Here is a 12,883-nt window from a genome sequence, read left to right on the forward strand (position 1 = left end):
GCGATAGCCTCGCCACCATGGCCCGTTACCTCCTGCCCTATCCGCCCGAGCAGTTCGGCACCCTGCCCGCCGGGGTCTCCGCCGACGAGATCGCCGTCTGGGACGGCGGGGGACCGCCGCCGGAGCAGCGGGTGCTCGACGGCGTCGAGTTCTACTGCCTTCCCTACATGCGGCATGCGGCCGCGGTGGCCCTGCTGCCGAGGCTGCCCGCGCTGCGCACCGTGCAGACCCTCACGGCCGGCGTCGACGACGTGCTGCCGCACCTGCCCGAGGGGGTGACCCTGCAGAACGCCCGCGGTCTGCACGACGCCAGCACCGCCGAGCTCGCGGTGACGCTGGTGCTGGCCTCGCTGCGCGGCATCCCGCAGTTCGTCAGGAACCAGGCCGGCGGGGTGTGGGACCAGCGCTTCCGCCCCGCGCTGGCCGACCGCACGGTGCTGATCGCCGGCTACGGCTCCATCGGCGCGGCACTGGAGGCGAGGCTGCTGCCGTTCGAGTGCGAGATCGTACGGGTGGCGCGCAGCGCGCGCTCCGCGCCCCTCGGCCCGGTGCACGGCCTCGACGAGCTCCCCGCGCTGCTGCCGACCGCGGACGTGGTGGTGCTGCTCGTCCCGCTGACCGAGCAGACCCGGCACTTCGCCGACGCCGACTTCCTGGCCCGGATGAAGGACGGCGCCCTGCTCGTCAACATCGCGCGCGGTGCCGTCGTCGACACCAAGGCCCTGCTCGCGGAACTGGAGGCCGGCCGCATCAGCGCGGCCCTGGACGTCACCGACCCCGAACCGCTGCCCGCCGACCACCCGCTCTGGCACGCGCCGAACACCCTGATCACCCCCCATGTCGGCGGCCCCAGCTCGGCCTTCCTCCCCCGCGCCCTCCGCCTCCTCAACGCCCAACTCGCCGCCTTCAGCCGCTAGGGGCGCGAGGAACTGCGCGAGAACCATCCACGGTGCTGACATCGCGGCAATTTCTCCGCCCGCGCCCCCCTTGCGCCCCCAACACCCTCCGCACGCCTGGCCATTCGGCTGGTTCCCAGCCGTCCCCACCGATCCCGCAGAGCCTTCCCAACGCGTTCAGTTACTCTGAGTTGAGTATGGATGTCGTAGAGTGACGAGAGTGGTGTAAGGTCCCGACCGGGAGAGCCGGTACGGAGCGATCCGCATCGCTGCTCCGCCCGCACCCGGGGCCGGAGGGGGAGTTACCGGTGGTGAGTACCAAGACCGTGCTGCCCGGCCCGCCCTGGGCCGAGGAGCTATCCGTGCCGAGATTCAGCGTGCAGGACCCCATCGCGTCCGTCTCCGCCCTGGACCCGCCGGGGCTGCTGTCGGGCAGCCTCTCCGCGTACGAAGCGGAGGAGCCGCGCGAGGATCCGTCGCCGGGCGCCGCCTCGCGGCTGCCGCGGCTGCTCATCGTGCTGCTCTGCCTCGGCTATCTGATCGGCTCGGCCTCGGGCTGGGGCTCGCAGGGTCTGGCCGACTTCATGGGGGACTTCGGACTCTCCGGCGCCGCGCTCACCGCGTCCCTGTCCTGTCTGGGCTACAGCTGCACCGCCGTCGGCCGGCACCGACCGGCCTGGCTCTGCTTCGGCCTCTCCTCGCTGATGGTCGCCGTCGGCAACGGCGTCTGGGGCTGGTACGAGGTGGTGCTCCGGGTGCCGATCCCGACGCCCTCCGTCGCCGACTACGCCTTCCTGATGTTCGCCCCGCCGGCCATCCTCGGCCTGCTGCTGCTCGCCAAGCGGCCGCGCAACGCGGCGGGTTGGCTCTGCCTCGCCCTGGACGGCTGGCTGATCGCCGGCTCGCTGCTGACGCTCAGCTGGAGCCTGGCGCTGGCGCGCACCGCCCACGGCGACTCGGGCAGCCCGCTGCGGCTGTCCATGGCCCTGGCCTACCCGGTGCTGGACATCCTGCTGGTCAGCATGGTGCTGGGGCTGCGCTTCCGGAGCCGGGACAGCAACCGGGCGGCCGTGCACACCGCGATGGTGGCGCTGGCCCTGACCGTGCTCTGCGACGCCCTGTTCACCAGCCAGGCGCTCAGGGACGCCTACCACTCCGGCCAGCTCCTGGACGCCGGCTGGTTCACCGGCAGCATGCTGCTCGCCTGGGCCCCCTGGGCCAGGCCCAGCAGCACCGGCGGCTCTGCCGCCTCCGCCGGGGGCCGCACCAGGGTCGCCTCCACCTTCAGCGCGCTGACCCCCTATGCCGCGGCCGGGGTCTGCACCGTCGGCCTGATCTACAACGCCTTCGCGCAGCGCCAGTTGGACCGCTTCGTGCTGATCGTCGCCTGCACCGTGGTGTTCGCGCTGATCCTTCGTCAGGGCATCATGCTGCTGGACAACCTGTCGCTGGCGCAGAAGCTCTCGCACCAGGAGAACCACTTCCGGTCGCTGGTTCAGGGCTCCAGCGACGTCATCATGATCGCCGACCCGGACGGCATCCTGCGCTATGTGAGCCCCGCCGCCGCCGGCGTCTACGGCCGTCCGGCCGAGGAGCTGGTCGGCACCCGGCTGCCGGAGATGGTCCACCCGGACGACCTCGGGCACGTCCTCTGGGAGGTGCAGCGCTACCTCGCGCAGAGCCCGGCCCAGGAGCCGACCGCCAGGATCGAGTGCCGGGTGCGCTCCGGCGCGGGGGAGTGGCTGGACGTCGAGTCCACGGTGAACCGCTACCGCGACGGCCTGATCTTCAACTGCCGGGACGTCTCCGAACGGGTGCGACTGCAGGCGCAGTTGGAGCACAACGCGTTCCACGACGCGCTCACCGACCTGCCCAACCGGGCGCTCTTCCTGAACCGAGGCAGGGCGGCACTGAACAAGACGCCGCTGAACAAGACGCCACTGAACAAGACGGCGGCGGCGCCGAAGACGGCCGAGGGCGTCGCGGTGCTCTTCCTCGACCTGGACGGCTTCAAGGCCGTCAACGACAGCGCGGGACACCAGGTCGGCGACGAACTGCTGGTGCAGGCGGCCCGAAGGCTCCAGGACACTGTCCGCACCGGGGACACCGTGGCCCGCCTGGGCGGCGACGAGTTCGCGGTACTGCTGACCGGGCTCGACCAGGAGCAGGCCGAGGAGGTCGCCGAGCGGCTGCGCGCGGCGCTGTCCGCGCCGTACTGGATCGGCAGCGAGGAGCTCGGCGTCGCCGCCAGCATCGGCATCGCCTTCGCCGAACCGGGCATCACCCCGGCCAGGCTGCTGCGCAACGCCGACCTGGCGATGTACCAGGCCAAGAAGAACGGCAAGGGCCGGGTCGCCGTCTACGACCCGCAACTGCGCACCGAGCTGCACCGTCGCACCGAGCTGGAGCAGCGGCTCAGGATCGCGGTGCGCGAGGGCCAGTTCGCCCTGCTGCACCAGCCCGTCGTCGACCTGCAGTCCGGCGAGGTGGTCGCCCTGTCGGCGCAGGCCCGCTGGCGCTCGGCGCAGGGACTGCTGCTCACTCCGGCCGAGTTCCTGCGGGCCTCGGAGGGCGGCGACCGCGCGGCCCGGTTCACCCGCTGGATGGTCGAGCAGGCGCTGCAGCTGTCCAGGGAACGCCGGGAGCGGCTCGGCGCGACCGTGTCCCAGCTCCCGGTGGCGCTCCGGCTCCCGGCCCGCAGACTGGCCGCGCCCGGGCTGTGCGAGACCATCGAGGCCATACTGCTGCGCAGCGGCCTGCCCGCGGATTCCTTACTTCTGGAGATCGCCGAGGGCGACGCCGCAGACATCCGCAGCCACCACTCCGACGAACTGGTCCGCAGGCTCACCGCGCTGCGCAGGCTCGGCGTCGGGCTCGCCCTGGACGGGTTCGGCGGTCTCGGGGCGCCGCTCAGCGGGCTGCGCCGGCTGCCGGTGGACATGATCAAGGTGGAACGCGCCCTGGTCGAGGGCCTGACCGAGTCGGCGTTCCTGCGGACCCTGACCACTTCCGTGCTCCGGCTGGGGCAGGAGCTGGGCCTCACCACGGTCGCCGAGGGTGTCGACCACGCGGCCCAGGCGGCCCTGCTGCGCGAGCTCGGCTGCCGCCGCGGCCAGGGCCAGTTCTTCTCCGGACCCCTGCCCGAGGACCAGCTGGACGCCGTCCTCTGCGGCCCCAGTTTCGAGGTGTCGGCAGCCCCGGAGGCGGCTGTGCCCCGGGCGGCCACGGCGGAGTCGCCCCGGGTCGTCCACCCTTCGGGTGACTCCCGGAGTGACCTGCGGATTCATCGCCCCGGCCACCCCCGCACCAACTCTGACCAGCAAGGACGCTCCCGTGGCAGCCATCTCGGCCTGGGTCCGCATGATGAGACATCGATCCCACCGGCTTGACACTCCGGTCACCGTCGGAGGATGGTCGAGCCATGAGCACCCGAATTCTCGTACTTGGCGGGCGCGTCGGCTGATCCGCAGGACTCCAGTATCACCTGGTCCACGGAATCACTCAGGCCGACGCGCCACCCCTCGCATGCCCACGGGCACGAGGGGTTTTTTGTTGCCCACGCCCCGAACCAGCAACCCCGCCACGTACCACTCCGAGAAGGAATCAGCAGATGACTGAGCAGGCAGCCGCCGCCCCGCAGCGAGGCGAGACGTCCCCCGTCGCCGAGCCCATGACCGGGGCCCAGTCGCTCATCCGCTCGCTCGAAGCGGTCGGCGTCGAGACCATGTTCGGACTCCCGGGCGGCGCGATCCTCCCCGCCTACGACCCGCTGATGGACTCGGTCAAGGTCCGTCACATCCTGGTCCGCCACGAGCAGGGCGCGGGCCACGCGGCCACCGGCTACGCGCAGGCCACCGGCAAGGTCGGCGTCTGCATGGCCACCTCGGGCCCGGGCGCCACCAACCTCGTCACCCCGATCGCCGACGCCTACATGGACTCGGTGCCGATCGTCGCCATCACCGGACAGGTCGCCAGTGCCGCCATCGGCACGGACGCCTTCCAGGAGGCGGACATCTGCGGCATCACCATGCCGATCACCAAGCACAACTTCCTGGTCACCGACCCGGCCGAGATCCCCCGGGTGATCTCCGAGGCGTTCCACATCGCCGCCACCGGCCGCCCGGGCCCGGTGCTGGTCGACATCGCCAAGGACGCGCTGCAGGCCAGGACCGTGTTCCGCTGGCCGCCGGAGCACCAGCTGCCCGGCTACCGCCCGGTCACCAAACCGCACGCCAAGCAGATCCGTGAGGCGGCCCGGCTGCTGACCACGTCCAAGCGGCCGGTCCTCTACATCGGCGGCGGCGTCATCAAGTCCGGCGCCACCGCCGAGCTGCGCATCCTGGCCGAGCTGACCGGCGCCCCCGTGGTCACCACGCTGATGGCGCTGGGCTCCTTCCCCGACACCCATGAGCAGCACCTGGGCATGCCCGGCATGCACGGCAGCGTCGCCGCCGTCACCGCGCTGCAGAAGGCCGACCTGCTGTTCGCGGTCGGCACCCGCTTCGACGACCGGGTCACCGGCCGGCTGGACACCTTCGCCCCGCACGCCAAGATCGTCCACGCCGACATCGACCCGGCCGAGATCGGCAAGAACCGCACCGCCGACGTGCCGATCGTCGGCGACGCCCGCGAGATCCTGGCCGACCTGATCCAGGCGGTCCAGGCCGAGTACGCAGGTGGCACGACCTCGGACTACACGGAGTGGTGGCAGCAGCTCAACGGCTGGCGCAAGACCTACCCGGTCGGCTACGACGCGGCCCCGGACAACATGCTGAGCCCGCAGCAGGTGATCGAGCGGATCGGCCAGCTGGTCGGTCCGGACGCGATCTACGCGGCGGGCGTCGGCCAGCACCAGATGTGGGCCTCCCAGTTCCTGACCTTCGAGAAGCCGGCCACCTGGCTGAACTCCGGCGGCGCGGGCACGATGGGCTACGCCGTCCCGGCGGCCATGGGCGCGAAGGCCGGCATGCCGGACACCCAGGTCTGGGCGATCGACGGCGACGGCTGCTTCCAGATGACCAACCAGGAACTGGTCACCTGCGCCCTGAACAACATCCCGATCAAGGTCGCGGTCATCAACAACGGCTCGCTGGGCATGGTCCGCCAGTGGCAGACCCTGTTCTACGACCAGCGCTACTCCAACACCGTGCTGCACAGCGGTCCCGAGCACGACGGGATGGCCCAGCCCGCGCAGGGCACCCGGATCCCGGACTTCGTGAAGCTGTCCGAGGCGATGGGCTGCGTCGGCCTGCGCTGCGAGCGCCCCGAGGACCTGGACGCGGTCATCCAGCAGGCGATGGCCATCAACGACGCCCCGGTCGTCATCGATTTCATCGTGCACCAGGACGCCATGGTCTGGCCGATGGTCGCCGCCGGAACCAGCAACGACGAGATCCTGGCGGCGCGTGACGTCCGTCCGGACTTCGGCGACCAGCTCGACTAAGGGATAGGAACCATGTCCAAGCACACCCTCTCCGTCCTGGTCGAGAACAAGCCAGGCGTGCTCGCCCGCATCGCCGCCCTGTTCTCCCGCCGGGGATTCAACATCGACTCGCTCGCGGTCGGACCGACCGAGCACCCCGACATCTCCCGGATGACCATCGTCGTCAACGTGGAGGACCTGCCGTTGGAGCAGGTCACCAAGCAGCTCAACAAGCTGGTCAACGTCATAAAGATCGTCGAGCTGGACCCGGAGGCGGCGGTCCGCCGCGAACTGGTCCTGGTCAAGGTGCGCGCGGACAGCGAGACCCGCTCCCAGATCACCGAGATCGTCCAGCTCTTCCGCGCCAAGACGGTGGACGTCTCCCCGGACGCCGTGACCATCGAGGCCACCGGGAGCAGCGACAAGCTGGAGGCGATGCTCAAGATGCTGGAGCCGTACGGCATCAAGGAGCTGGTCCAGTCCGGGATGGTGGCCGTGGGCCGCGGTGCCCGCTCGATCACGGACAGGTCCCTCCGCGCGCTGGACCGCTCCGCGTGACCACCCCGGGTGCATGGTTCTCGCGCAGTTCCCCGCGCCCCTATAGGGGCGCGGGGAACTGCGCGAACAGCAACCCCGCACCCACGTGCAGCAACTCTGAGACGCTAATCTCAGCATTCGAGAACAAAACCCACGAAACGCCGAGCGGCGTAACGTGTCCCTAACCCAAGCATCCCCCCGCAAGGAGAAGCCAGCGATGGCCGAGCTGTTCTACGACGACGACGCCGATCTGTCCATCATCCAGGGCCGCAAGGTCGCGATCCTCGGCTACGGCAGCCAGGGCCACGCCCACGCGCTCTCCCTGCGCGACTCCGGCGTCGACGTCCGCGTCGGCCTGCTGCCGGAGTCCAAGTCCCGCGCCAAGGCCGAGGAGCAGGGCCTGCGCGTGGTCACGCCGGCCGAGGCGGCGGCCGAGGCCGACGTCATCATGATCCTGGTGCCGGACCCCATCCAGGGCGACGTGTACAAGGAGGTCGTCGAGCCCAACCTCAAGGCCGGCGACGCCCTGTTCTTCGGCCACGGCCTGAACATCCGCTTCGGTTTCATCCAGCCCCCGGCCGACGTCGACGTCTGCATGGTCGCCCCCAAGGGCCCGGGCCACCTGGTCCGCCGCCAGTACGAGGAGGGCCGCGGCGTCCCCTGTATCGTGGCCGTCGAGCAGGACGCCACCGGCAAGGGCCTGGAGCTGGCGCTCTCCTACGCCAAGGGCATCGGCGGCACCCGCGCCGGCGTCATCAAGACCACCTTCACCGAGGAGACCGAGACCGACCTGTTCGGTGAGCAGGCCGTCCTCTGCGGTGGCACCTCCGCGCTGGTCAAGGCGGGCTTCGAGACCCTGGTCGAGGCCGGCTACCAGCCGGAGATCGCCTACTTCGAGTGCCTGCACGAGCTGAAGCTCATCGTCGACCTGATGTACGAGGGCGGCCTGGAGAAGATGCGCTGGTCGGTCTCCGAGACCGCCGAGTGGGGCGACTACGTCACCGGCCCCCGCATCATCACCGCCGACACCAAGGCCGCGATGAAGCAGGTCCTGGCCGAGATCCAGGACGGCACCTTCGCCAACGCCTGGATCGCCGAGTACAAGAACGGCCTGCCGAAGTACAACGAGTACAAGAAGGCCGACAGCGAGCACCTGCTGGAGACCACCGGCAAGAAGCTCCGCAAGCTGATGAGCTGGGTGGACGAGGAGGCGTAAGCTTCCTCCCACCTCGGGTGCGGGGGTGTCCCGGAACGGGCACCCCCGCATCTTTGTACGGTTCGTAAGGTCCCGTGCGGGTGATTCCGCCGCAGGGGCGAGTGGTACGGCTCCAACCCTCGCTAGACTCCCGATTGCGCGTCAGGCCCACAGCGTCGTGCGTCTCCAACGCGGCATGCCACCGTTCCCACCATGCCGCCCCTACTTGGGTGCCACCCACACCCATGCGGCAGGGGAGATCCGGACAGTAAGGACAACTGTCGTGAGCGCTGCACCCACCCACAAGCCTGTCGTTCTCATCGCGGAAGAGCTCTCCCCCGCGACCATGGACGCGTTGGGCCCCGACTTCGAGATCCGCCACTGCGACGGCGCCGACCGGGCCGAGCTGCTGCCCGCCATCGCCGACGTGGACGCGATCCTGATCCGCTCCGCCACCAAGGTCGACGCCGAGGCCATCGCCGCCGCCGGGAAGCTCAAGGTCGTCGCCCGCGCCGGCGTCGGCCTGGACAATGTGGACGTACCCGCCGCGACCAAGGCGGGTGTGATGGTCGTGAACGCCCCGACCTCCAACATCGTCACCGCCGCCGAGCTGGCCTGCGGCCTGTTGATCTCCACCGCCCGGCACATCCCGGCCGCCAACACCGCGCTGAAGGCCGGGAAGTGGGCCCGCAGCAAGTACACCGGCGTCGAGCTGGCCGAGAAGACCCTCGGCGTGGTCGGCCTCGGCCGCATCGGTGTCCTGGTCGCGCAGCGCATGTCCGGCTTCGGCATGAAGATCGTCGCCTACGACCCCTACATCCAGGCCGCCCGGGCCGCGCAGATGGGCGTCAAGCTCATGTCGCTGGACGAGCTGCTGGCGGTCTCCGACTTCATCACCGTGCACCTCCCGAAGACCCCGGAGACCGTCGGTCTGATCGGCGACGAGGCGCTGCACAAGGTCAAGCCGACCGTCCGCATCGTGAACGCCGCCCGCGGCGGCATCGTGGACGAGGAGGCCCTGGCGGCCGCGCTCAAGGAGGGCCGGGTGGCCGGCGCCGGCCTCGACGTCTACGCCAAGGAGCCGTGCACCGACTCTCCGCTGTTCGCCTTCGACAACGTGGTCTGCACCCCGCACCTGGGCGCCTCCACCGACGAGGCGCAGGAGAAGGCCGGTATCTCGGTCGCCAAGTCGGTCCGCCTCGCCCTCGCCGGCGAGCTGGTCCCGGACGCGGTCAACGTCCAGGGCGGCGTCATCGCCGAGGACGTGCGTCCCGGGCTGCCGCTGGCCGAGAAGCTCGGCCGGATCTTCACCGCCCTGGCCGGCGAGGTCGCGGTCCGCCTCGACGTCGAGGTGCGCGGCGAGATCACCCAGCACGACGTCAAGGTGCTGGAGCTGTCGGCCCTCAAGGGCGTCTTCGAGGACGTCGTCGCCGAGACGGTCTCCTACGTCAACGCGCCGCTGTTCGCCCAGGAGCGCGGCCTCGAGGTGCGGCTGACCACGACCAGTGAGAGCCCCGAGTACCGCAATGTCATCACCGTGCGCGGCACCCTGACCGACGGCCGCGAGGTCGCCGTCTCCGGCACGCTCACCGGCCCCAAGCGGATCCAGAAGATCGTCGGCGTCGACACCTTCGACGTGGACGTGGTGCTCACCGACCACATGGCCTTCTTCCGCTACGACGACCGCCCCGGCGTGGTCGGCTCGCTCGGCCGGATCCTCGGCGAGGCCGGCATCAACATCGCGGGCATGCAGGTCTCCCGCGACGACGAGGCCGGCGACGCGCTGGTCTCGCTCACCGTGGACAGCGAGATCCCGCAGCCGCTGCTGACCGAGATCGCCGCTGAGATCGGCGCCAAGTTCGCCCGTTCGGTGAACCTCAGCGACTCCTGACCCCTGAGCCGCCGAAAGCCCCGTCCGTCGCGGTCCGTGACGGACGGGGCTTTCGTATGTCCGGGTGACCTCCGTCTCAGATAGTAGGAAATCCAAGTAGTTCTGCAGACAGTCGCGACCAGCTGTCGTACCGTGAGAATGTCGGACGATCCGCTGTATCCATGGCCAGTTCCGACCCGGCCCTTTTCGCGGGTGACCCTCGCGCGGCCCCTTCGTACAGGCTTCTTGCCGCACCCCCCGCGCGTGAACGGAGTCCCCCATGGACCAGCAGCGCCCGCAGAACCCCACCCAGCGCCCCCAGAACAGCGACCGGGCCGCGGCCATGGCCGCGCTCCAGCGCGCCCTGGACCGCCGCGACAACGGCGGCTCCACCGGGCACCAGTAGGTCGGTCCATATCCCGGACGGCAACTGCCCACCTGTTGGGCCCCGGAGTAGGGTCGGAGTCATGTCTCGCACACTCCGCCTCGCAGTGATTCCCGGTGACGGCATCGGCCAGGAAGTCGTCGCCGAAGGACTCAAGGTCCTGACCGCCGTCCTCCCCGCCGACACCAAGGTGGAGAGCACCGAGTACGACCTCGGCGCGCGCCGCTACCACGCCACCGGCGAGACCCTGTCGGACAGCGTGCTGGAGGAGATCAAGAACAACGACGCCATCCTCCTCGGCGCCATCGGCGACCCCTCCGTGCCCTCCGGGGTGCTGGAGCGCGGGCTGCTGCTGAAGCTGCGCTTCGCCTTCGACCACCACGTCAACCTGCGCCCCGGCAAGCTCTTCCCGGGCGTGGCGTCTCCGCTGGCCGGTGACCCGCAGATCGACTTCGTGGTCGTCCGCGAGGGCACCGAGGGCCCGTACGTCGGCAACGGCGGCACTCTGCGCACCGGTACGCCGCAGGAGGTCGCCACCGAGGTCAGCCTGAACACGGCGTTCGGCATCGAGCGCGTCGTCCGCGACGCCTTCGCCCGGGCCCAGGCCCGTCCGCGCAAGAAGCTCACCCTGGTCCACAAGAACAACGTGCTGGTCCACGCCGGCCACCTGTGGACCCGGATCTTCAACCAGGTCGCGACCGAGTTCCCCGAGGTCGGCACCGACTACCTGCACGTCGACGCGGCCACGATCTTCTTCGTCACCCAGCCCGAGCGCTTCGACGTGATCGTCACCGACAACCTCTTCGGCGACATCATCACCGACCTGGCCGCGGCCGTCACCGGCGGCATCGGCCTCGCCGCCAGCGGGAACATCAACCCCAGCGGCGAGTTCCCGTCCATGTTCGAGCCGGTCCACGGCTCGGCCCCGGACATCGCCGGACAGGGCAAGGCCGACCCGACCGCCACCGTGCTGTCCGTCGCCATGCTGCTCCAGCACCTCGGCCTGACCGACGAGGCCGCGAGGATCGAGACCGCGGTCGCCGCGGATCTCGCCGAGCGCGTCGGCAAGCCCGCCCGTTCCACCAGCGAGGTCGGCGACGCCCTCGCCGCGCGAGTAGCCGGCTGACCAGCCGGCACAGCGCAGGACCACCACGAGCGGTCCGGAAGCAGCACTGTCGGCCACGTCCGACAGCACGCGCCTTCCGGGCCGTTTCGTCGTATGCCGACCGGCCCGCGAAAGTGCGACTATCGACCTTGGACACGCTCATTGGACAATGAGTCCTGTCCACCATGACGACACGGTGAAGGACGTAACGCCATGACCTCCCCGACGGAGCCCATCGAGATCGAGCTGAAGCCCTCGGCTCACCCGCTTTCCGACGCCGAGCGCCGGGCCCGCCTGGCCAACCCGGGCTTCGGCCGCTACTTCACCGACAACATGGTGACCATCCGCTGGACCGAGGGCCGCGGCTGGCACGACGCCCAGCTCGTCCCGTACGGACCGATCGAGCTGGATCCGGCCACGGCGATCCTGCACTACGGTCAGTCGATCTTCGAGGGCCTCAAGGCGTACCGCACCGCGGACGGCGGCATCCAGACCTTCCGTCCCTACGCCAACGCCGCGCGCTTCCAGGCCTCCGCCCGCCGCCTGGCCATGGCCGAGCTGCCGCAGGAGACCTTCGTCGCCGCGGTCGAGGCCCTGGTCCAGCAGGACCAGGCCTGGGTCCCGAGCGAGGGCGAGGCCAGCCTCTACCTCCGTCCCTTCATGATCGCGACCGAGGTCGGGCTGGGCGTCCGCCCTGCCAACGAGTACCTGTTCATGCTGATCGCCTCCCCGGCCGGGGCCTACTTCCCCGGCGGCGTCGAGCCGGTCTCGGTCTGGCTCTCCGAGGAGTACGTCCGTGCGGCGCCCGGCGGCACCGGTGCGGCGAAGTGCGGCGGCAACTACGCCGCGTCGCTGGTCGCCCAGGCCCAGGCGGCGGCGGAGGGGTGCGACCAGGTGGTCTGGCTGGACGCGATCGAGCGCCGCTGGATCGAGGAGATGGGCGGGATGAACCTCTACTTCGTCTTCGGCGAGGGCGAGGACGCCCGGATCGTCACCCCCGAGCTCTCCGGCTCGCTGCTGCCGGGCATCACCCGCGACTCGCTGCTCACCATCGCCGCGGACCTCGGCTACTCGACCGAGGAGCGGAAGATCTCCACCGAGGAGTGGCGCGACGGGAACGCGGACGGCACCCTCACCGAGGTCTTCGCCTGCGGCACGGCCGCGGTGATCACCCCGGTCGGCTCGGTCAAGTCCGCCCGCGGCGACTGGACCGTCGGCGACGGGACCCCCGGGGCGGTCACCATGCGGCTCCGCGAGACGCTTCTCGCGTTGCAGACGGGGAACCGCGAAGACACCCACGACTGGATGCACCGAATCGCCTAGAGAACCATGGGGGCGCGGGGAACTGCGCGACCAACCCTCTACGGAGGTGCATGGTTGGCAGCGCAGTTCCCCGCGCCCCTATGGGTCTGCAACTGGCTCAGTTGCACTTGCTAGGGGCGCGGGGAACTGCGCGAACAGCAACCACCCCCA

9 protein-coding genes are annotated in these 12,883 nt (G+C 70.3%); all 9 read left to right on the plus strand.

Going from position 1 to position 12,883, the window contains the following annotated elements; all coding sequences use genetic code 11:
• Positions 1-17 precede the first annotated feature (17 nt).
• The 9 genes from ABH941_RS20950 (at position 18) to ABH941_RS20990 (ending at position 12,733) form a co-directional block, all read left to right on the plus strand.
• A complete protein-coding gene (locus ABH941_RS20950; protein ID WP_370130944.1) occupies positions 18-917 on the plus strand; it encodes a 2-hydroxyacid dehydrogenase in 900 nt (299 codons plus the stop codon).
• Positions 918-1,321: 404 nt separating this feature from the next.
• Entirely contained in the window at positions 1,322-4,285 is a 2,964-nt protein-coding gene (locus ABH941_RS20955; RefSeq protein ID WP_370131031.1) for a putative bifunctional diguanylate cyclase/phosphodiesterase, read from the plus strand.
• A 221-nt stretch (positions 4,286-4,506) separates the two neighbouring features.
• Positions 4,507-6,339: an acetolactate synthase large subunit gene (locus ABH941_RS20960; RefSeq protein ID WP_370130945.1), complete on the plus strand. Its 1,833-nt coding sequence runs from the start codon at positions 4,507-4,509 to the stop codon at positions 6,337-6,339.
• A gap of 12 nt (positions 6,340-6,351) precedes the next feature.
• Positions 6,352-6,876 carry an acetolactate synthase small subunit gene (gene ilvN, locus ABH941_RS20965; RefSeq protein ID WP_370130946.1) on the plus strand — a complete coding sequence of 175 codons (525 nt, stop codon included), beginning with the start codon at positions 6,352-6,354 and terminating at the stop codon, positions 6,874-6,876.
• Between the two features lie 196 nt (positions 6,877-7,072).
• Positions 7,073-8,071, plus strand: a complete 999-nt coding sequence (gene ilvC, locus ABH941_RS20970; RefSeq protein WP_370130947.1) for a ketol-acid reductoisomerase — start codon at positions 7,073-7,075, stop codon at positions 8,069-8,071.
• Positions 8,072-8,333: 262 nt separating this feature from the next.
• On the plus strand, positions 8,334-9,941 hold the full coding sequence (serA, locus tag ABH941_RS20975) for a phosphoglycerate dehydrogenase (protein WP_370130949.1): 1,608 nt from the start codon (positions 8,334-8,336) through the stop codon (positions 9,939-9,941).
• Positions 9,942-10,200: 259 nt separating this feature from the next.
• Positions 10,201-10,326 carry a hypothetical protein gene (locus ABH941_RS20980; protein ID WP_370130950.1) on the plus strand — a complete coding sequence of 42 codons (126 nt, stop codon included), beginning with the start codon at positions 10,201-10,203 and terminating at the stop codon, positions 10,324-10,326.
• A 61-nt stretch (positions 10,327-10,387) separates the two neighbouring features.
• Positions 10,388-11,431, plus strand: coding sequence for a 3-isopropylmalate dehydrogenase (locus ABH941_RS20985; RefSeq protein ID WP_370130951.1), 1,044 nt, complete (start codon positions 10,388-10,390; stop codon positions 11,429-11,431).
• 192 nt (positions 11,432-11,623) lie between these two features.
• Positions 11,624-12,733 (plus strand): branched-chain amino acid aminotransferase, encoded by a 1,110-nt coding sequence (locus ABH941_RS20990; protein WP_370130952.1) that lies wholly within the window; start codon positions 11,624-11,626, stop codon positions 12,731-12,733.
• Positions 12,734-12,883 lie beyond the last annotated feature (150 nt).

The organism is Streptacidiphilus sp. EB103A (assembly GCF_041261405.1).
Taxonomy (GTDB): Bacteria; Actinomycetota; Actinomycetes; order Streptomycetales; family Streptomycetaceae; genus Streptacidiphilus.

What these genes read in the sequence shown, in the direction of transcription:
- ABH941_RS20950 (WP_370130944.1), top strand. Translation starts at nt 18, where the DNA reads ATGGCCCGTTACCTCCTGCCCTATCCGCCCGAGCAGTTCGGCACCCTG.
- ABH941_RS20960 (WP_370130945.1), top strand. Translation starts at nt 4,507, where the DNA reads ATGACTGAGCAGGCAGCCGCCGCCCCGCAGCGAGGCGAGACGTCCCCC.
- ilvN (WP_370130946.1), top strand. Translation starts at nt 6,352, where the DNA reads ATGTCCAAGCACACCCTCTCCGTCCTGGTCGAGAACAAGCCAGGCGTG.
- ilvC (WP_370130947.1), top strand. Translation starts at nt 7,073, where the DNA reads ATGGCCGAGCTGTTCTACGACGACGACGCCGATCTGTCCATCATCCAG.
- ABH941_RS20980 (WP_370130950.1), top strand. Translation starts at nt 10,201, where the DNA reads ATGGACCAGCAGCGCCCGCAGAACCCCACCCAGCGCCCCCAGAACAGC.
- ABH941_RS20985 (WP_370130951.1), top strand. Translation starts at nt 10,388, where the DNA reads ATGTCTCGCACACTCCGCCTCGCAGTGATTCCCGGTGACGGCATCGGC.
- ABH941_RS20990 (WP_370130952.1), top strand. Translation starts at nt 11,624, where the DNA reads ATGACCTCCCCGACGGAGCCCATCGAGATCGAGCTGAAGCCCTCGGCT.